This window comes from Streptococcus mitis, assembly GCF_019929545.1.
GTDB classification, from domain to species: Bacteria; Bacillota; Bacilli; order Lactobacillales; family Streptococcaceae; genus Streptococcus; species Streptococcus mitis_BU.
The window spans coordinates 19,933-41,635 of the sequence record NZ_JAHZPT010000012.1 but is presented as its reverse complement, the minus strand read 5'-3'; the positions used below and the strand labels follow the sequence as shown (position 1 = coordinate 41,635).

The following is a 21,703-nucleotide window of genomic DNA, read 5'->3' as shown; positions in this document are numbered from 1 at the left end:
AATAATAACCTCATCTTATGATAAGGCTATTATCTCATATTTTGGTGTCCATTGGATAGGTTTTTAGAGGTGCCCTTGTGTAATGGGCTGGGATATGATATAATTAAAATACATGTTAATTGTGAATTATATAAAATTTCCTCTCAATTATGTAAAAAAATTGCTGAGGGATTTTTTGGGAAATTTTTAACTAACATGATGAAAATAAAAGGAGGTTGTTAGTCTCGATGAAAGGCAAGCAACAACAAGATTTTAGAGTAGAAAAATACATCCGTTATGGGATTCGTAAATATAGCTTTGGAGCAGCATCCGTAGCGATTGCGGCTGGTTTGATGTTCCTTGGAAATGGTGCAGTATCAGCGACGGAAGTACAACCAACTGAAACAGCTATCTCAACAGTTGCTCCTAGTCAAGATGATAAGGAACAGCCTGAGGCTAAAGTTGAAACAGTTGAAACAGTAGAAACTGTAAAACCAGAAACTGAAAAAGCTACAGAAGTGAAACCTGAAGTTAAAGTAGCAAATAAAGCTACACTTGAAGCTAAAGTTGCTGCTTTAGAATCAAAACTTTCTAACGCTAAATACGCAGACGCTTCAGTAGTAAGTTCAGCTAAGGACGTATTGGCAACAGCTAAAGCAACTCTTGCAAAAGCAGAAGTTAGTCAAGTAGAAGTAGACAAACAAGTTGAAACTGTTGTAGCTTTGAGTACAGTAGTGGCTGAGTCTGATGCGGCTGGCTTAGAAAAGAAAGAAGCAGCTGATAAGGAAGCAGCAAAAGCTGAAGCAGAAAAAACAGCTACTCCCGCTGAAAAGGCTCTTTCAGTCGCAACAACAACTCTTACACAAGTATCATCAGAAGCTGAAGTAACTAACAAATTGGCTGAGACTGAACTTGCTAAGGCTGACGTCAAAGAAGAAAATAAAGCAGCAGTTACAGCAGCGGTCGCTAAAAACCAAGCAGTTCTTGTCGAAACAAAAGCTCTTCTTGCTGATAAGAGTGTCACAAAAGAGCAAGTAGATGCTCAATTGGATCGTCTTAACGAATCAATCCTTGCAGTTTACAATGAGTTGAAAAATGCAGGAATCAACCGTGATGGTAAGTTCTCATATGTCTTAGCTGACGTAGCTGATACAGTAGCAGAACCACCACTTTCAGAAGATGAGCAAATCAATCACTGGAAGAAGTACGCAGATAAAAACACAGAGCGTTTGACTAAACAAATCAAATGGTTTGATATCAATAACAGTAAAGCAACTGTAGAAAATCTTGGTGCAGGGGATACTCTTCAAGTAGGAACAAAATTCACGCAAGAAATTTCACCTGGATATGTTGTAACCTTAACAGTTACTAAATTAGCACCATTTAACTCAACTGATGAGTACAAAAAACGTGGTGGAGCAGGATATGATGCCAATGCTATTAATGAGTACAAAGATGGAACTCCAGCTGAATTAAAAGTAGTAACACAAGGAAGTTACTCTGTTGCAAAAACAAACGGTATGGATACTAAAGGTAAAACAGTTATCCAATCTGTTAAAGATGGAGCTAACGTAGGGGTAGAATTCTCGGTTAAATCTACTTTAAATGGTAAAGAAGTACCTTCAAACGTTGTATTCTTAACAGGGGAAGAAGCTGGTTCGTCAGAAGTTGAAATCTACAAAACAGATGGAGATGGATTTGAATTAGTAACTGAATTATCAAACACAACACCAAGATATAGTACTGCTCGTTCTTATACTGCAGAAACTTATGAATACAGAACATTGCCTTCTGCCGGACATGGGCAAGATGGTTATCGTAAACAATATGGGGTAGAATATACTCTTGAAGGTTCAGGGAAACAAGCCTTTGAAAAATTCAAAGAGGATAAAGCTGCAGGATTCTTCAATACAACTGTGACATCAGATACTGTTATTGCGATGAAAGCAGAAGATGGTAAATATCACACAGATGGATTAGGGACACAAGTTTTTGGACCGGTCTCAACTCACCGTGATTCAGGTTTCTCTACTCCATTGGTAATGACGCGTAATGCTAAAAACATTGGTATGTACATCTTTTCTGCAGGTCAACAAGGATCTATGCTAGGATTTATGGTCCTAGATGAAGGGGACGCTCCAGCTTCATACGGACGTGTAGCCCACTCTATCTCTAAATCTGATGGACAAAAACAACCATACCTAGGATCTGTTCCAGCTGACGTTGACGTACGTACAACTCCAATTAACAAAACAAGTGCTTTTGTATACGATGATATCAATGGTATCGGTGATGCAGATGAAGGTGCTCGTCAATTAATGGGTGACGAAGTAGCTCCAAACGATAACTACAAACTTAAAAAAGTTAATGATGGAACTTACTCAATGACCTTTGATGCCCACCTAGATGGAGAAGCTAAAGCTTATGTTAACGGTTGGATCGACTTCAACGGCAATGGTAAATTCGATGAAGGCGAAGGTGCAGGTGTAACAGAAGTTACACAGGATGGAAAAGTAACACTTACTTGGACAAATGACTACCAAAACGTAGACACAACTGCTACTAAATTAGCTACTCGTTTACGTATTGCATACGATAAAGCTGACGTTAAGGAAGCTACTGGTATTGCCTACTCAGGTGAGGTAGAAGACTTCCAAATTCAGCAAACAGTCCCACCTCGTGGAACTAAGAGAGAAACAACTGATGTTCAAGGTGCAACTCAAACATCTACTGTAGCATTTAACGCATACGGTCAAAAGAACTATGATTTTGATAAAGACAATGCTATTGATACGACAGTTAAATCACAAATCGTTAAACCAGACGGAACATTAGTAACAGATGCTGACCTAGTAGATGGATACTATGTAGTACCAGGTCAAGGTAAATACAAGATTACTGATAACGGTGCAAATGTAGATGTAGAATTTATCCCAGAAGCAAACTTTGTAGGTACAGCAGATGGAATCTCAATCCGTCGTACAGACGTTAATGGTAACACTACTGGTTGGGGTAATGAAGGACGTCAAATCGTTGGCGGCGAAGGAGATGCTAAAGACCAACTAGAACTAGTAAGTGAACAAGTTCAATTAGCTGGACTTGCTGCTAAAGGTTCTATGGATGGTCGTTACATTCCAACAGTAACTCCAAAAGAAATCAAAGGAACACCTGAAGAATCAACAGATATCCAAGGTAAACCACAAACGAAAACACCTAAATTCTCAATCGACGTAGATAAAGATGGTGATGGAACTGCACCAGATGCAGTAACACCAAGTGCACAATACCCAGCTAAATTGGTAGATCCAGCGACCGGACAACCAACAGATGAGAAAACTGTAACTGTAAAAGGTGAAGGAACTTACACAATCAATCCAGAAACTGGAGCGGTAACCTTCACACCAGAACCACAATTTACAGGGACTGCTAAAGGTATTGATGTATCATTAACAGCACCAGTAGGTCAAGACAAAAATGGTCAACCGACAACAGCAACAGCTACTGCTAAGTACACACCAACTGTAACAGGTGTAACTCCAACGGCAGAACCATCTACTTCAACAGGTATTCAAGGTGAAACACAAAAAGGAATACCTACATTCACAGCAGGAAATGCAGAAGTACCAATTAAAGAAAATTCTGTAAAACTATTAAATCCAGATGGAACAGAAGCAACTGGACCAGTAGATGCTTTAGATGAAAAAGGAAATAAAGTAGGGGAATATACAGTAAACCCAGCAACAGGTGAAGTAACATTCACACCAACTGATAAAACATACACTGGAAAAGTTGTACCAGCTAAAGTACAAGCAGAAGATAAAAACGGAACTAAAGTAAACACTACTTACACTCCACATATCGTAGGAGTCACACCAACAGCAACACCAGCGGAATCTTCAGGTATCCAAGGACAGCCACAAGATGGAACAGTCTCATTTGCACCTGGTGAAACAACAATCGAAGGTGAGAAAAAATCAGTTCCAATTAAAGCTAACTCAGCGGTTCTTCTTGATGCTTCAGGTAACCCAGTAGCTTCTGGTACTCCAGTAGATGCTTTGGATCCAGAAGGAAACAAAGTAGGGGAATACACAATTGACCCAGCTACCAATAAAGTTACCTTCACACCAACGAATAAAGAATACAAAGGTAAAGTACAACCAGCTAAAGTACAAGCAGAAGACGAAAACGGAACTAAAGTAAACACAACTTACACTCCATCTATCGTAGGTGTCACACCAACTGCTTCACCAGCTGAAACAACTGATGTACAAGGTGTTGAACAATCGAAAGAAGTAACGTTTAAACCTGGTAAAGCAACAGTTAACGGTGTCGAAAAAGAAGTGCCAATCGACACTACTTCATACAAACTGTTAGATGAAAATGGACAACCAGCAGAATCAGTACCAGCTAAAAACCCAGCAGGAGATGTTATCGGTACATACACACTTAAAGTTGTAGACGGTAAAGCAACTGCGGTATTTACACCAACTGATAAAACATATGCAGGAGAAGTTGAACCAGTTACTATCCAAGCGAAAGATACAAATGGAACTCCAGTAACGACAATTTACACTCCAAACATCACTCCAGTAGAACCAACAGGAAAAGAAAAAACAACTGAAGGTGCACAAGGACAACCTCAAGAAGGAACTCCAACATTCACACCAGGTAACTCTAAAGTTCCTATGAAGATCGATGCGGATCAACCAGCTAAATTAATCGATCCAGAAACAGGTGAGCCAACTGACAAAACAACAATTCCAGCAAAAGACGCTAACGGAAAAGAAGTTGGTACATATACAATCGATCCAACAACAGGTAAAGTGACATTCACACCAAACAAAGACTTTGTAGGTACTCCAGTACCAGCAACAGTTCAAGCGAAAGATGCGAATGGAACTCCAACAACAGCAACTTACTCACCAACTGTTAAACCAGTAACACCAAAAGGTGTAGATACATTCACAAAAGATATTCAAGGAGCAGAACAAAAAGGAACTCCTGAATTCAAACCTGGTAAAACAATTATTGATGGAAAAGAAGTAGAAGTTCCTATTGATACTAAAGAACCAGCTAAATTAATCGATCCTAAAACTGGTCAACCAGTAGACTCTGTAACAATTGAAGGAGAAGGAACTTACACAGTAGATCCAGAAACTGGAGAAGTAACATTTAAACCAGATCCTCAATTTACAGGAAAAGGAACACCAATCAAAGTCCAACGTAAAGATACAAACGGAACACCTGTAACAGGTGATTACACTGCAGTAGTAGTTCCTGCAGATCCAGATGGAGACCATGTAGCAACTGCGGATATTCAAGGTGCAGAACAAAGTGGAACACCGCAATTCCATGGTGGTAAAGCGATGATTGATGGTGAAGAAAAAGAAGTACCTATCGATGAAAATGTACCTGCCAAACTAATTGATCCAACTACAGGACAAGAAGTTGATGAAGTTGTAACAGATGAAGGAACATACAGAGTAGATCCAGATGGAACGGTTCACTTTAAGCCAAAACCAGATTTCGTAGGAAAAGCTAAAGGTGTAACTGTAAAACGTGTTGATACAAATGGAACACAAGCAACTGGCACATTTACACCAACAGTGGTTGGAACTTCTCCAAAAGCAGAACCAGCTAACTCTAGTGATATTCAAGGTCAAACACAAGAAAAACCAGTTAAATTCACAGGTGGATCAGCAGTTGTTAAAGATCCTGTAACAGGAGCTAAGACAGAAAAATCTGTAGATATCGATCCAGATACTTACACATTATTAGGTGAAAATGGAAAACCAGCACCAGAAGTACCAGCTAAAGATCCAAAAGGAAATGTAATTGGTAAATATACTCTTAAAACAGAAGATGGTAAAGATCCAGTTGTAGTATTCACTCCAACAGATAAAACTTACGCAGGTCAAGTTCAACCAGTAACAGTTCAAGCGCAAGATAAAAATGGAACAGCTGTAACAACAACTTACACTCCAAATATCACACCTGTTAAACCAACTGCAAAAGGAACAACTTCTGAAGGTGCACAAGGTCAAGAGCAAAGTGGAACTCCAACATTCACTGAAGGAAACACTAAAACTCCAATCGATCCAACTGTACCAGCTAAACTAATCGATCCAGAAACTGGTGAACCAACTGATGAAACTTCAGTAGAAGTACCAGGAGAAGGAACGTACACAATCAACCCAGAAACTGGTGAAGTAACATTCAAACCAGAACCAAACTTCACAGGAAAAGCACAAGGTGTTGAAGTTCAACGTAAAGATACAAACGGAACTCCAGCTACAGCTAAGTACACACCAACAGTTAAACCAGTAACACCAACATCAGATGACGTAGTATCTGAAGATGTACAAGGTGCTAAACAAACTGGAACTCCAGTATTCACACCAGGTAAAACAACAGTTAACGGTAAAGAAGTAACTGTAGAAATCGACGAAACTGTTAAACCAACATTCGACGATGGTTCAACTACTAAAGAAGTACCAGGAGAAGGAACATACACTATCGACGAAAATGGTGTAGTGACATTCACTCCAGAACCACAATTTACAGGTAAAGCTAGCGGTGCGACTGTTAAACGTGTTGACAAAAACGGTACAGAAATAACAGCTCAATACACACCAACAGTTAAACCAGTAACACCAAAAGCAAAAGGTGTAACTACAACTGATGTACAAGGTGCTAAACAAACTGGAACTCCAGTATTCACAGCAGGTAAAACTACAGTCAACGGTGTAGAAAAAACTGTAGATCTTGATGATACTAAACCAGCTACATTTGAAGATGGTTCAACTACAAAAGAAGTACCAGGAGAAGGAACTTACACAGTAGCTCCAGACGGAACTGTAACATTCACTCCAAATAAAGACTTCACTGGTCAAGCGACAGGTGTAACAGTTAAACGTGTTGACAAAAATGGAACACCAGTAACAGCTACTTATACTCCAGTAGTGTTACCAGTAACGCCAGCAGGTAAAGACGTAACATCAATCGGTGAAAAAGGAAAACCTCAATCAGAAACTCCAGTATTCACACCAGGAACTACTAAAGTAAACGGTAAAACTGTAACAGTACCAATCGATGAAAAAGTAGCTCCAACATTTGATGATGGAACAACTGAGAAGAAAGTACCAGGAGAAGGAACTTACACAATCGATAAGAACGGTAAAGTAACCTTCACTCCAGAAAAAGACTTCGTAGGAAAAGCTAAAGGTGTAACAGTTAAACGTGTTGACGAAAACGGAACACCAGTAACAGCTACTTACACTCCAACTGTATTAGGTAAAACAACTACTGAAAACGTAGTATCTGAAGGTGCTAAAGGACAACCTCAATCTAATACTCCAGTATTCAAAGGTGATGTAGACACTACAGTAGCTCCAACGTTTAAAGATGGATCAACAACTAAAGAAGTACCAGGTCAAGGAACTTACACAATCGATGCGACTGGTAAAGTAACCTTCACTCCAGAAAAAGACTTCGTAGGAAAAGCTACTCCAGTAGAAGTTGTACGTAAAGATAAGAATGGTAAGACAATCAAAGCTTCTTACACACCAACAGTTCGTCCTGACACTAAATTTGTAGTAGTAGGAAAAGATGGTAAAGAAACTGAAATTATCCCATCTAAAGATGGTAAGAACCCATCAGAAAAAATCTCAGGCTACAAACTTGTTAAGACTGAAACGGATGATAAAGGGAATACTAAGCACATCTACGAGCCAGTAACAACTAAACACGTAGATAAGAACGGTAACCCAATTCCAGGAACAACAACAGAAGAAGGAACAACACCAGCTAAAACTTCTAAAGAACTTCCAGGTTACAAAGTAGTAGAAACTCGTAAACTTCCAAATGGAGATACAGAGTATGTATACGAAAAAGTAACGACATCATTCGTAGATACTGACGGACACGTAATCGAAGGAACTACAACTGAGGAAGGAACAACTCCTAAGAAAGATATCCCAGGATATAAATTTGTAGAAACTAAGACTCTAGAAAATGGAGATACAGAACACGTTTACGAGCGAGTAACAACAACATTCAAGGATAAAGATGGTAACCTTATTACTGTTGATAAAGACAATAACCCAGTTGAGTCAACAGAAGAAGGAGAAAAACCAGCTAAATCTATCCCAGGATACAAATTCGTAGAAACTAAGAAACTTCCAAATGGTGATGTGGAGCACGTATACGAAAAAGTAACAACTCCAGCACCAACACCATCAGTTGAAAAACCAAAAGGATTGATCAGAGATACTGAAGGAAATGTAATCCCAGGATTTGAATTCGATATGTTGTCACCAGTCCTAGATATTCCTGAATATGAATATGTTGAAACAGTGACAGAAAAAGATGGAACAGTTAAACATATCTACAGAAAAGTGAAGAAATCACCTTTACAACCAAATGTTCAGCCTACAAACAATCGTGCTACGATTTGGACTGATGAAAATGGAAATCCATTGAAATCATCTGAATCAGGAGCCAAAGAACCAGGAACAATTCCAGGTTACGAATATGTGAAGACTGTAACGGATCCAGCTGGAACTATCAAGCATATCTTCAGAAAAGTTGAAATGCCAACTCCAGTTGATCCAACTCAACCAGTACAACCAGTTGAGCCAGCTACTCCAGCAATGCCTGAACAGCCAGCTAAACCTCAAGTACCGGCTACTCCAGCACAACCAGTACAAGATGCACAAACTACAGTGTCGAAAGACACTGAAACTAAACGTGAATTGCCAAATACTGGTACAGAAGACCATGCTAGCCTAGCAGCACTTGGACTTCTCGGAGTATTGAGCGGATTTGGTCTTGTAGCTCGCAAGAAGAAAGAAGACTAAACTTTCTAATTGACATGATTTGTTTGTAATGAACATATCATCCCTAAAGCTGATGAATCGAATGATTCATCAGCTTTTTGCTGTTGTTACCAGAGTTACAGAGTGGACATAGAAATCAGGCTCTCATACTCTTCGAGAATCTCTTCAAACCACGTCAGCTTCCATCTGAAACCTCAAAACAGTATTTTGAGCTAACTTCTTAGTTTGCTCTTTGATTTTCATTGAGTATCAGTTGGGAAATATTGGTTATACTTTCTTCTTTTGGAGAAAATATGGTATAATAGAGTGTAAAAACTTTGAAAGAAAGAAAAAGATGAATTTAAAAGATTACATTGCAACAATTGAAAATTATCCAAAGGAAGGGATTACCTTCCGTGATATCAGTCCTTTGATGGCTGATGGGAATGCTTATAGCTACGCTGTTCGTGAAATCGTTCAGTATGCGACTGACAAGAAAATCGATATGATTGTAGGTCCTGAAGCTCGTGGTTTTATCGTGGGCTGTCCAGTTGCCTTTGAGTTGGGAATTGGTTTTGCACCTGTTCGTAAACCAGGTAAATTGCCACGCGAAGTTATTTCTGCTGACTATGAAAAAGAGTACGGTGTTGATACCTTGACTATGCACGCGGATGCCATCAAGCCAGGTCAACGTGTTCTTATCGTAGATGATCTCTTGGCAACAGGTGGAACTGTTAAGGCAACAATCGAGATGATTGAAAAACTTGGTGGTGTTGTAGCAGGTTGTGCCTTCCTTGTTGAATTGGATGAATTGAATGGCCGTGAAAAAATCGGTGACTACGACTACAAAGTTTTGATGAATTATTAATGAAAAACAGTCCCTAGGGCTGTTTTCTCTACATTAGGATATAAAAATAGACTATAGCTAGTTAGAGAAAAACTATAATTGAAAACTATATCTTCTTGCAGTATAATAAAAGGACTAAGTGTTTGAGATTTGACTTCAAACATATGCAATTATACTCAATGAAAATCAAAGAGCAAACTAGGAAACTAGCCGCAGGTTGCTCAAAGCACTGCTTTGAGGTTGCAGATGGACGTTGACGTAGTTTGAAGAGATTTTCGAAGAGTATTATTCCTGAAAGAGTACAGTTAGGAGAGGGTTATGCCGATTCGAATTGATAAAAAATTGCCAGCTGTTGAGATTTTAAGGACAGAGAATATCTTTGTCATGGATGATCAACGTGCGGCCCACCAAGATATCCGTCCCTTGAAGATTTTGATTTTAAACCTAATGCCCAAAAAAGTGGTCACAGAGACCCAGTTGTTACGGCATTTAGCAAATACTCCTTTGCAATTGGACATAGACTTTCTCTATATGGAGAGTCACCGTTCCAAAACGACTCGTGCAGAGCACATGGAGACCTTTTATAAAACTTTTCCTGAAGTCAAGGATGAGTATTTTGATGGGATGATTATCACGGGTGCTCCAGTTGAGCATTTACCATTTGAGGAAGTGGACTATTGGGAGGAATTTAGTCAGGTGCTTGAGTGGTCTAAGACTCATGTCTATTCGACCCTTCATATTTGTTGGGGGGCTCAGGCTGGGCTTTATCTGCGCTATGGGGTGGAAAAATACCAGATGGACAGTAAGTTGTCGGGTATCTATCCTCAGGACACCTTAAAGGAAGGGCACCTTCTATTTAGAGGTTTTGACGATAGCTATGTATCCCCTCATTCACGACACACGGAGATTTCTAAGGAAGAAATCTTAAATAAAACCAATCTCGAGATTTTATCAGAAGGGCCTCAGGTTGGGGTTTCGATTTTGGCTAGTCGTGATTTACGAGAAATTTATAGTTTTGGGCATTTGGAATATGACCGAGATACCTTGGCAAAAGAGTATTTTAGGGATCGTGATGCAGGTTTAGACCCACATATTCCAGAAAATTACTTTAAGGATGATGATGTCAATCAGACACCTTGTCTTTGTTGGTCTTCATCAGCAGCCCTCTTTTTCAGTAACTGGGTGAACTATGCGGTCTATCAGGAGACGCCTTTTGACTGGAGAAAAATAGAAGATGATGCATCTGCATTTGGGTATTTATAAGAGGAATTATGACATATTTAGACGCTTTTAAATCAGGGAACTTGGTTTTACCGAGTGCCCTGCTCTTGCATTTTAAGGAACTCTTTCCTTCTAGCGATGATTTTCTGGTCTGGCAATTTTTCTATTTGCAAAATACGACAGGCTTAGAAGAAATGTCCCCAAGCCAGATTGCTGAAAGGATTGGCAAGGAAATTTCGGAAGTCAATCAGGCTATTTCCAATTTGACGGAGAGGGGACTGCTTCAGTATCGAACGATCGAATTGAATGGTGAAATTGAATTGCTTTTTGATGCTAGTTTGGCTTTGGAACGTTTGGATAATTTGCTTGGAGCAGCTCATTCAAGTTCAGACCAGCTGATACCTCAAAATCAGCTCAAGGATTTGGTAGAGACCTTCCAGCAGGAATTAGGGCGCTTGTTGACTCCTTTTGAGATTGAGGATTTGACCAAGACACTAAAGGAAGATGGGACCAGTGCTGACTTGATAAAAGAAGCTCTTCGTGAAGCTGTTTTGAATGGAAAACCAAACTGGAAGTACATTCAGGCGATTTTGAGAAATTGGCGCCATGAAGGCATTAAAAGTGTGGTTCAAATAGAGGCCAAGCGGGCAGAGAGAGAAGCAAGCAATCCTCAGTTGACACAGGTATCGGCAGATTTTAGAAATGCTATGGATCTCTGGAAGGATTAATCCTTGTAAGCAGGCTTGAAATCCGAGTAAGATTTGCAAGCTGTGTCTAATTGTGATAAAATAAATAGAAAATAAATTGAAAAAAGAGGTATGTGAAATGTCACGTAAACCATTTATCGCTGGTAACTGGAAAATGAACAAAAATCCAGAAGAAGCTAAAGCATTCGTTGAAGCAGTTGCGTCAAAACTTCCTTCATCAGATCTTGTTGAAGCAGGTATCGCAGCTCCAGCTCTTGATTTGACAACTGTTCTTGCTGCTGCAAAAGGTTCAAACCTTAAAGTTGCTGCTCAAAACTGCTACTTTGAAAATGCAGGTGCTTTCACTGGTGAAACTAGCCCACAAGTTTTGAAAGAAATCGGTACTGACTATGTTGTTATCGGTCACTCAGAACGCCGTGACTACTTCCATGAAACTGACGAAGATATCAACAAAAAAGCAAAAGCAATCTTTGCAAACGGTATGCTTCCAATCATCTGTTGTGGTGAGTCACTTGAAACTTACGAAGCTGGTAAAGCTGCTGAGTTTGTAGGTGCTCAAGTATCTGCTGCATTGGCTGGATTGACTGCTGAACAAGTTGCTGTATCAGTTATCGCTTACGAGCCAATCTGGGCTATCGGTACTGGTAAATCAGCTTCACAAGACGACGCACAAAAAATGTGTAAAGTTGTTCGTGACGTTGTAGCTGCTGACTTTGGTCAAGAAGTTGCAGACAAAGTTCGTGTTCAATACGGTGGTTCTGTTAAACCTGAAAACGTTGCTTCATACATGGCTTGCCCAGACGTTGACGGTGCCCTTGTAGGTGGTGCGTCACTTGAAGCAGAAAGCTTCTTGGCTTTGCTTGACTTTGTAAAATAATCAGTAGCAAAAGCTAGGTGGAACAGCATTCGAATGCTTGTTCCATTTTTTATAGGAGAGGAAAGATTGAAAACAAAGATTGGAAAAATTGGATTAGCAAGTATCTGTTTACTCGGCTTGGCAATTAATCATGTCGCTGCAAATGAAACCGAAGCTTCAAAAACTTCGCAGGATACAACGACAGTTTCAAGTAGTTCAGAGCAAAATCAGTCTTCTAATAAAACTCAAACGAGCACAGGTGTAAAGACCAATGCTTCTGCCCACTGGGAGGGGGATTATTATGTAAAGGCTGATGGTTCCAAAGCCAAGAGTGAGTGGATTTTTGATAACTACTATAAGGCTTGGTTTTATATTAAGTCAGACGGTCGTTATGCTCAAAATGAGTGGCAGGGCAATTACTACCTAAAATCAGGTGGTTATATGGCTAAGAATGAATGGGTTTATGATAATGCCTATAAGAATTGGTTTTACCTGAAATCCGATGGTTCTTATGCTAACCAGGAATGGCACGCTGTTGGAGGTAAATGGTACTATTTTAAGAAGTGGGGCTATATGGCTAAAAGTCAATGGCAGGGAAATTATTTCTTGAATGGTCAAGGTGCTATGATGCAAAATGAATGGCTTTATGATCCAGCCTATTCGTCTTACTTCTATCTAAAATCTGATGGCTCTTATGCTAATCAAGAGTGGCAAAAGGTAGACGGAAAGTGGTATTATTTCAAGAAGTGGGGTTACATGGCTCAAGATGAGTGGCAGGGTAACTACTACTTGACAGAAAGTGGTGCTATGGCGACTGGTGAATTAGTCATGGATGATGCTCGCTATATTTTTTCTGACTCAGGTGAGTTAAAAGAAAAGAAAGACTTGAATGTTGGCTGGGTTCACCGAAATGGCAGACGTTATTTCTTTAACCATCGTGAAGAACAAGTTGGGACTGATCAAGTTAAAAAGGTCATCGATGTCAGTGAACACAATGGTCGTATCAGTGACTGGAAAAAAGTCATCGATGATAATGGAGTAGATGGAGTCATTGTTCGTTTGGGCTATAGTGGAACTGAGGACAAGGAATTGGCTCATAATATCAAGGAGTTAAACCGTCTTGGAATTCCTTACGGTGTTTACCTCTATACTTATGCTGAAAATGAGACCGATGCTGAGAATGATGCTAAGCAGACTATTGAACTCTTGAAGAAATACAAGATGAACTTGTCTTACCCTATCTATTATGATGTTGAGAACTGGGAATATGGAAATAAGACTAAGAGAGCTCCAAGTGATACTGGAACCTGGGTCAAGATTATCAACAAGTATATGGCAACAATGAAGCAGGCTGGTTATCAAAATGTGAATGTTTATAGCTATCGTCAACTCTTGCAAACACGCTTAAATCATCCAGATATTTTACAGCATGTCAACTGGGTTGCAGCTTATACGGATGCGCTTGATTGGAATAATCCTCATTATTCAGGAGAAAAAGGATGGCAATATACTTCATCTGACTCTCTTAAAGGGATTCGAGGACGTGTGGATGTTAGCGTCTGGTATTAAGATGTAAAACTGAGAAAAGAGTGTACATTTGTATGCTCTTTTCTTTATTTTATCTCTGTTAAGAGAGATTGAAAGTGACTGGGTTTCATTCTAAAAAATTCTTAAATTATCAGTCTATTGCAACTTTTCTCATGTGAGTCATTTGGCTTGCTATTGGTTTTACTTAGTAGTATACTAAGGTAGTAATCATTAAGAAGTGGTTACAAAAAATAATAAACGAGGTAAAATAAAATGGTAGAATTGAAAAAAGAAGCAGTAAAAGACGTAACATCATTGACAAAAGTAGCGCCAGTAGCATTGGCAAAAACAAAGGAAGTATTGAACCAAGCTGTTGCTGATTTGTACGTAGCTCACGTTGCTTTGCACCAAGTACACTGGTATATGCGCGGTCGTGGTTTTCTTGTGTGGCATCCAAAAATGGATGAATACATGGACAGCCTTGATGGCTATCTTGACGAAATCAGCGAACGTTTGATTACACTTGGTGGCAGCCCATTCTCTACTTTGACAGAATTCCTTCAACATAGTGAAATCGAAGAAGAAGCTGGTGAATACCGTAATGTTGAAGAAAGCTTGGAACGTGTCCTAGATGTTTATCGTTATCTCATCACTCTGTTCCAAAAAGCTTTGGATGTTACTGATGAAGAAGGTGATGATGTGACAAACGATATCTTTGTTGGTGCTAAAGCTGAACTTGAGAAAACGGTTTGGATGCTTGCGGCAGAACTTGGACAAGCACCTGGTTTGTAAGAAATAGAATAATCATATAAAAATCTGTAGGATGCCTCTTACGGATTTTTTTCTATTCTGTAAGCTATTCCAAACCAGTCTTTTTTTGAGTTTTTTGATAAAATAGTACTATCAGTGAAAAGGATGGAAGCATGACTAAGAAAATTGTAGCTATTTGGGCCCAGGATGAAGAGGGTGTTATTGGTAAGGACAATCGTCTGCCTTGGCATTTGCCAGCAGAACTGCAACACTTCAAAGAAACAACTCTGAATCATGCTATCTTGATGGGACGTGTGACCTTTGATGGAATGGGGCGTCGTCTGCTTCCAAAACGGGAGACCTTGATTTTGACTCGTAACCCAGAAGAAAAGATAGATGGGGTTACCACTTTTTATGATGTCCAGTCTGTCTTGGACTGGTATCAGGCTCAAGAAAAGAATCTCTATATTATTGGTGGAAAGCAGATTTTTCAGGCTTTTGAACCCTATTTGGATGAAGTAATTGTCACTCAAATCCATGCTCGGGTGGAGGGAGATACCTATTTCCCTGAAGAGTTTGACTTGTCTATTTTTGAGACAGTTTCAAGCAAATCCTATACCAAAGATGAGAAAAATCCTTATGATTTTACCATCCAATACCGCAAGAGAAAGGAAGTCTAATGGAACGTAGTTTATTTGGTTTTTTCACAGCCATGCTGTGTTTGGTCTGCTTGCTTGCAGGAGTACAGGCTTTTCGTAAAAAGCGCTATGGACTTTCTGTCCTGCTCTGGTTAAATGCCTTTACCAATTTGGTCAATAGTATCCATGCTTTTTACATGACCTTATTTTAGATAGAATGACAGTATAGAATAGAACGGAAGGAAATCATGCCTACAAATAGGAATAATGATATGATGGTTTATTGCTCATTTTGTGGTAAAAGCCAAGAAGAAGTACAAAAAATAATCGCTGGGAACAATGCCTTTATCTGTAATGAATGTGTGGAGTTAGCCCAGGAGATCATTCGTGAGGAGTTGGCTGAGGAAGTCTTGGCAGACTTGTCTGAGGTACCAAAACCAATCGAACTCCTCCACATCTTGAATCACTACGTAATCGGTCAAGATCGTGCCAAACGTGCCTTGGCAGTAGCTGTATACAACCACTACAAACGCATCAATTTCCACGATACGCGTGAAGAGTCAGAAGATGTGGATTTGCAGAAATCAAATATCTTGATGATTGGCCCAACTGGTTCAGGGAAAACTTTCCTTGCTCAGACCTTGGCTAAGAGCTTGAATGTACCTTTTGCGATCGCAGATGCGACAGCTCTTACTGAGGCTGGTTATGTGGGTGAGGACGTGGAAAATATCCTCCTCAAACTCCTACAGGCTGCTGACTTTAACATCGAGCGTGCAGAGCGTGGGATTATCTATGTGGATGAAATTGACAAGATTGCTAAGAAAAGCGAGAACGTGTCTATCACACGTGATGTTTCTGGTGAAGGTGTGCAACAAGCCCTTCTCAAGATTATCGAGGGAACTGTTGCTAGCGTGCCCCCTCAAGGTGGACGTAAGCATCCACAACAAGAGATGATTCAAGTGGATACTAAAAACATCCTCTTCATCGTGGGTGGTGCCTTTGATGGTATTGAAGAAATCGTCAAACAACGTCTGGGTGAAAAAGTCATCGGATTTGGTCAAAACAATAAAGCGATTGATGAAAACAGCTCTTACATGCAAGAAATCATCGCAGAAGATATTCAAAAATTTGGTATTATCCCTGAGTTGATTGGACGCTTGCCTGTTTTTGCAGCTCTTGAACAGTTGACAGTAGATGATTTGGTGCGTATTTTGAAAGAACCAAGAAATGCTTTGGTGAAACAGTACCAAACCTTGCTTTCTTATGATGATGTCGAGTTGGAATTTGACGACGAAGCCCTTCAAGAGATTGCCAACAAGGCCATCGAACGGAATACAGGGGCGCGAGGACTTCGCTCGATTATCGAAGAAACCATGCTAGATGTCATGTTTGAAGTACCGAGTCAGGAAAATGTGAAATTGGTTCGCATTACTAAAGAAGCTGTTGATGGAACGGATAAACCAATCCTAGAAACAGCCTAGAGGTGACTATGGAACTTAATACACATAATGCTGAAATCTTGCTCAGTGCGGCTAATAAATCCCACTATCCGCAGGATGAACTGCCAGAGATTGCTCTAGCAGGACGTTCAAATGTTGGTAAATCTAGCTTTATCAATACCATGCTGAACCGTAAGAATCTGGCTCGTACATCGGGGAAACCTGGTAAAACCCAGCTTCTCAACTTCTTTAACATCGATGATAAGATGCGCTTTGTGGATGTGCCTGGTTATGGCTATGCCCGCGTTTCCAAGAAGGAACGTGAAAAGTGGGGGAGCATGATTGAAGAGTATCTAACGACTCGGGAAAATCTCCGTGCGGTAGTCAGTTTAGTTGACCTTCGTCATGACCCGTCAGCAGATGATGTACAGATGTACGAATTTCTCAAGTATTATGAGATTCCGGTTATTATCGTTGCGACCAAGGCGGACAAGATTCCTCGTGGTAAATGGAACAAGCACGAATCAGCAATCAAAAAGAAATTAAACTTTGACCCAAGTGACGACTTTATCCTCTTTTCATCTGTCAGTAAGGCAGGGATGGATGAGGCTTGGGATGCAATCTTAGAAAAATTGTGAGGAAAAGAAATTGGCAAAAACAATTCATACAGATAAGGCCCCAAAGGCTATCGGACCATATGTTCAAGGAAAAATCGTTGGCAACCTTTTGTTTGCTAGTGGTCAAGTTCCTCTCTCTCCTGAAACTGGGGAAATCGTTGGAGAAACGATTCAAGAACAGACAGAGCAAGTCTTAAAAAACATCGGTGCTATTTTGGCAGAGGCAGGAACTGACTTTGACCATGTTGTCAAAACAACTTGTTTTTTGAGTGATATGAACGACTTTGTTCCTTTTAACGAGGTTTACCAAACGGCCTTTAAAGAGGAATTTCCAGCTCGTTCAGCTGTGGAGGTAGCTCGTCTTCCTCGTGATGTAAAAGTCGAAATCGAAGTCATCGCAGAGATTGGATAAGCTAGTTGAAGTTTGGTGTTGCCAAACTTCTTTTGATATAAGGAGAAAAAGATGACAAAGAAACAACTTCATTTGGTGATTGTGACAGGGATGAGTGGTGCAGGCAAAACTGTAGCCATTCAGTCCTTCGAGGATTTAGGTTATTTTACTATTGATAATATGCCGCCAGCTCTCTTGCCTAAGTTTTTGCAGTTGGTGGAAACAAAGGAAGACGACCATAAGTTGGCCTTGGTAGTGGATATGCGTAGCCGTTCTTTCTTTTCAGAAATTCAAGCTGTCTTGGATGAGTTGGAAAATCAAGATGATTTGGATTTCAAAATTCTCTTTTTGGATGCAGCTGATAAGGAATTGGTTGCTCGTTACAAGGAAACCAGACGGAGTCACCCACTAGCAGCAGACGGTCGTATTTTAGATGGAATCAAGTTGGAACGTGAACTCTTGGCACCTTTGAAAAATATGAGTCAAAATGTGGTGGATACGACTGAACTTACTCCTCGTGAGCTGCGTAAAACCATTGCAGAGCAGTTTTCAGATCAAGAGCAAGCCCAGTCTTTCCGTATCGAAGTCATGTCTTTTGGTTTTAAATATGGAATCCCAATTGATGCGGACCTAGTCTTTGATGTCCGTTTCTTGCCAAATCCCTACTATCTCCCTGAACTTCGCAATCAGACAGGTGAGGATCAAGCAGTTTATGACTATGTGATGAATCATGAAGAGTCTGAAAGTTTTTATCAGCACTTACTCGCCTTGATTGAGCCGATTTTACCAAGCTACCAAAAGGAAGGGAAGTCTGTTTTGACCATTGCCGTGGGATGTACGGGGGGGCAGCATCGTAGTGTAGCCTTTGCTAAGCGGATAGCTGAGGATTTATCCAAAAACTGGCCTGTCAATGAAAGCCATCGTGACAAAGACAGAAGAAAGGAAACGGTAAACCGTTCATGAGAAAACCAAAGATAACGGTAATTGGTGGAGGAACTGGTATCCCCGTCATTTTGAAAAGCTTGCGGGAAAAGGATGTTGACATCGCAGCTATCGTGACGGTAGCAGATGATGGTGGTTCTTCAGGTGAGCTAAGAAAGAATATCCAACAATTGACACCGCCAGGCGATCTTCGCAATGTTCTGGTAGCCATGTCGGATATGCCTAAGTTTTATGAAAAGGTCTTTCAGTATCGCTTTTCTGAGGATGCTGGGGCCTTTGCTGGACATCCATTGGGGAATCTCATCATCGCTGGCCTGTCAGAAATGCAGGGTTCGACCTATAATGCCATGCAGTTGCTGAGCAAGTTTTTCCACACAACTGGGAAGATTTATCCTTCCAGTGACCATCCTTTGACCCTTCATGCAGTCTTTCAAGATGGGACAGAAGTGGCTGGAGAGAGTCATATTGCAGACCATCCAGGTATGATTGATCATGTCTATGTGACCAATACTCTTGATGACCAAAAACCAGAGGCCAGTCGGCGAGTGGTTGAAACTATTTTAGAGAGTGATATGGTGGTCTTGGGACCTGGCTCCCTCTTTACCTCCATTTTGCCTAATATTGTTATCGAGGAGATCGGGCAGGCACTTTTGGAAACCAAGGCAGAAATAGCCTATGTCTGCAATATCATGACCCAACGTGGGGAGACAGAACACTTTACAGATAGTGATCACGTGGAAGTCTTGCATCGTCACCTTGGCCGACCTTTTATCGATACGGTCTTGGTCAATATCGAAAAAGTGCCACAGGAATACATGAATTCCAACCGGTTTGATGAATACTTGGTGCAAGTAGACCATGACTTTTCTGGGCTTTGTAAGCAAGTTCCGCGTGTGATTTCATCCAACTTCCTTCGTTTGGAAAATGGAGGTGCCTTCCACGATGGCGATTTGATTGTAGACGAATTGATGCGCATTATACAGGTGAGAAAATGAGTTTCACAGTTGCAGTAAAAGAGGAAATTCTTGGTCAACACCATCTCAGTCGTCATGAATTGTCTGCCATCATCAAGATGTCTGGGAGTATCGGTCTCTCAACTTCAGGCTTGACCTTGTCCGTCGTGACAGAAAATGCCAAGCTGGCTCGTCACCTCTATGAGTCCTTTCTTCATTTCTATGAAATCAAATCAGAAATTCGCCATCACCAAAGGAGCAATCTTCGCAAGAATCGGGTTTATACCGTTTTTACGGATGAAAAGGTGCAGGATTTATTGAGTGACTTACACTTGGCAGACTCCTTCTTTGGCTTAGAAACAGGTATTGACGAGGCAATTTTATCAGACGAGGAAGCAGGCCGTGCCTATCTCTGTGGCGCTTTCTTGGCAAATGGAAGCATTCGTGATCCGGAGTCAGGCAAGTACCAGTTGGAAATCAGTTCTGTTTATCTTGATCATGCCCAAGGATTGGCCTCTCTCCTCCAGCAGTTTTTGCTGGACGCTAAGGTTATTGAGCGCAAGAAGGGAGCTGTGACCTATCTCCAGCGTGCCGAAGATATTATGGACTTCTTGATAGTCATTGGAGCCATGCAGGCGCGTGATGATTTTGAGCGAGTAAAGATTTTGCGAGAAACCCGTAATGACCTCAATCGAGCCAATAACGCTGAAACAGCCAATATCGCTCGGACAGTTTCTGCCAGTATGAAGACCATTAATAATATCAGTAAAATCAAAGATAGAATGGGTTTGGAAAATTTACCTGTGGATTTGCAGGAAGTGGCGCAGCTGCGGATTCAGCACCCAGACTACTCTATCCAGCAGTTAGCAGATAGCCTTAGTACCCCTCTGACTAAAAGTGGTGTCAACCACAGACTCAGAAAGATAAATAAATTAGCCGATGAACTATAAAACCACGAATCGTAGGACTCGTGGTTCTTTTTTATAAACTGGTTGAGTGTTTTGGTTGTACTTTTTGCTCAGGGTCGATGTAGTTAATGGCATTGTTAACAGCGGTTGGTGCTTCTCCGAGGCCTGTCGCAATCAGATCAATTTTTCCATCATAGTAGCAGCAGTCACCGATAGCATAGATACCTGCTTGGCTGGATTCCTGTTTGCTGTTGACGATAATCTTGTGGCGGTTGAGGTCCAGACCCCAGTTTTTAAGGTTACCGACAGAAGATTTGAAACCATAGTTGACAAAGAGGTGGTCTAGGTCAATCGTTTCTGTTTCATCAGATTTAACTTTTGTGATTTCCAACTTGTCAATCGTTTTTCCATCTCCAAGGAGTTGGCTAGGGACGAATGGTGTCTTGATGGTCACTGATGATTCCTGCAAGGCTTGGACACTGTGTTCCAAGGCACGGAAATTATCTCTGCGGTGGACAAGGGTAGTTGGTGCGATTTTTTCAAAAGCCAAAGCCCAATCAACAGCTGAGTCCCCACCACCCAGAATCGTCACTTTCTTACCAGCATATTGCTGGATGTTGGAAACGTGGTAGTGGATATTTTCATAGCCCTCAACGCCTTCTAGTTCTAGAGGACGTGGTTTAAAGGCACCGCCACCCATAGCGATGATAACAGTTTTAGACAGGTGACTTCCTTTAGAAGTTGTAATTACAAAGCCTTCTTCTTGTTTTTCAATCTCAAGAACCGTTTCGTTGAGATGAATAGGGGTATCAAAGCCATTTAATTGCTCGATTAGACGGTTAGTCAACTCTTCTCCAGTCAGATTTGGGAAACCTGGGACGTCTAGGATTTCCTTTTCAGGATAGAGAATAGCAGGTTGTCCACCTAGTTGGGGAAGAGAGTCGATGATTTGGACCTTGGCTTGGCGTAGGTGGGCATAGAAGGCTGCAAAAAGCCCGACGGGACCACCACCTACAATGGTAATATCATAGAGTTGAGACATGGTTTCTCCTTTGTTTTTTCTAGTCAGTTTATTTTATCATATTTTTCCTTAATTTAAAATGAAGTAGGAT

At 40.7% G+C, this 21,703-nt stretch carries 16 protein-coding genes; 15 read left to right on the top strand and 1 reads right to left on the bottom strand.

Translation table 11 applies throughout. The features are described 5' to 3' along the window. Positions 1 to 227 precede the first annotated feature (227 nt). The 15 genes from K1I71_RS05225 (at position 228) to whiA (ending at position 20,633) form a co-directional block, all read left to right on the top strand. Positions 228 to 8,837: a GEVED domain-containing protein gene (locus K1I71_RS05225; protein WP_223330385.1), complete on the top strand. Its 8,610-nt coding sequence runs from the start codon at positions 228 to 230 to the stop codon at positions 8,835 to 8,837. Positions 8,838 to 9,150: 313 nt separating this feature from the next. After that, positions 9,151 to 9,663 (top strand): adenine phosphoribosyltransferase, encoded by a 513-nt coding sequence (locus K1I71_RS05220; RefSeq protein ID WP_223330384.1) that lies wholly within the window; start codon positions 9,151 to 9,153, stop codon positions 9,661 to 9,663. Positions 9,664 to 9,960: 297 nt separating this feature from the next. Next, positions 9,961 to 10,905 (top strand): homoserine O-acetyltransferase MetA, encoded by a 945-nt coding sequence (gene metA, locus K1I71_RS05215; protein WP_223330383.1) that lies wholly within the window; start codon positions 9,961 to 9,963, stop codon positions 10,903 to 10,905. 8 nt (positions 10,906 to 10,913) lie between these two features. Then, positions 10,914 to 11,591, top strand: coding sequence for a DnaD domain-containing protein (locus K1I71_RS05210; RefSeq protein WP_223330382.1), 678 nt, complete (start codon positions 10,914 to 10,916; stop codon positions 11,589 to 11,591). Positions 11,592 to 11,688: 97 nt separating this feature from the next. Further along, the gene (gene tpiA, locus K1I71_RS05205) at positions 11,689 to 12,447 is read left to right on the top strand and encodes a triose-phosphate isomerase (RefSeq protein ID WP_004269852.1); all 759 of its coding nucleotides are present in this window, start codon (positions 11,689 to 11,691) and stop codon (positions 12,445 to 12,447) included. A gap of 33 nt (positions 12,448 to 12,480) precedes the next feature. Beyond that, a complete protein-coding gene (lytC, locus tag K1I71_RS05200; protein ID WP_223330381.1) occupies positions 12,481 to 13,995 on the top strand; it encodes a GH25 family lysozyme in 1,515 nt (504 codons plus the stop codon). 231 nt (positions 13,996 to 14,226) lie between these two features. After that, positions 14,227 to 14,745 carry a Dps family protein gene (locus K1I71_RS05195; RefSeq protein WP_000229886.1) on the top strand — a complete coding sequence of 173 codons (519 nt, stop codon included), beginning with the start codon at positions 14,227 to 14,229 and terminating at the stop codon, positions 14,743 to 14,745. 131 nt (positions 14,746 to 14,876) lie between these two features. Continuing rightward, positions 14,877 to 15,383 carry a dihydrofolate reductase gene (locus tag K1I71_RS05190; RefSeq protein WP_000162457.1) on the top strand — a complete coding sequence of 169 codons (507 nt, stop codon included), beginning with the start codon at positions 14,877 to 14,879 and terminating at the stop codon, positions 15,381 to 15,383. Continuing rightward, positions 15,383 to 15,553 carry a hypothetical protein gene (locus K1I71_RS05185; protein ID WP_223330380.1) on the top strand — a complete coding sequence of 57 codons (171 nt, stop codon included), beginning with the start codon at positions 15,383 to 15,385 and terminating at the stop codon, positions 15,551 to 15,553. The genes K1I71_RS05190 and K1I71_RS05185 overlap by 1 nt, the downstream gene beginning before the upstream one ends. A gap of 36 nt (positions 15,554 to 15,589) precedes the next feature. Further along, complete coding sequence (gene clpX / locus K1I71_RS05180; RefSeq protein ID WP_223330379.1) at positions 15,590 to 16,822, top strand: ATP-dependent Clp protease ATP-binding subunit ClpX; 1,233 nt, start codon at positions 15,590 to 15,592, stop codon at positions 16,820 to 16,822. An 8-nt stretch (positions 16,823 to 16,830) separates the two neighbouring features. Then, positions 16,831 to 17,418: a ribosome biogenesis GTP-binding protein YihA/YsxC gene (gene yihA / locus K1I71_RS05175; protein ID WP_024057221.1), complete on the top strand. Its 588-nt coding sequence runs from the start codon at positions 16,831 to 16,833 to the stop codon at positions 17,416 to 17,418. 10 nt (positions 17,419 to 17,428) lie between these two features. Beyond that, positions 17,429 to 17,809, top strand: coding sequence for a RidA family protein (locus tag K1I71_RS05170; protein WP_001140420.1), 381 nt, complete (start codon positions 17,429 to 17,431; stop codon positions 17,807 to 17,809). Between the two features lie 51 nt (positions 17,810 to 17,860). After that, positions 17,861 to 18,751, top strand: coding sequence for an RNase adapter RapZ (rapZ, locus tag K1I71_RS05165; protein ID WP_223330378.1), 891 nt, complete (start codon positions 17,861 to 17,863; stop codon positions 18,749 to 18,751). Next, positions 18,748 to 19,725 carry a YvcK family protein gene (locus K1I71_RS05160; RefSeq protein WP_223330377.1) on the top strand — a complete coding sequence of 326 codons (978 nt, stop codon included), beginning with the start codon at positions 18,748 to 18,750 and terminating at the stop codon, positions 19,723 to 19,725. Before rapZ ends, K1I71_RS05160 begins: the two co-directional genes overlap by 4 nt. Then, entirely contained in the window at positions 19,722 to 20,633 is a 912-nt protein-coding gene (whiA, locus tag K1I71_RS05155) for a DNA-binding protein WhiA (protein WP_223330376.1), read from the top strand. The genes K1I71_RS05160 and whiA overlap by 4 nt, the downstream gene beginning before the upstream one ends. Before the next feature lie 31 nt (positions 20,634 to 20,664). Here whiA and K1I71_RS05150 read toward each other — a convergent pair whose 3' ends face one another. Further along, positions 20,665 to 21,633 carry an NAD(P)/FAD-dependent oxidoreductase gene (locus K1I71_RS05150; RefSeq protein ID WP_024057223.1) on the bottom strand — a complete coding sequence of 323 codons (969 nt, stop codon included), beginning with the start codon at positions 21,631 to 21,633 and terminating at the stop codon, positions 20,665 to 20,667. Positions 21,634 to 21,703: the final 70 nt, after the last annotated feature.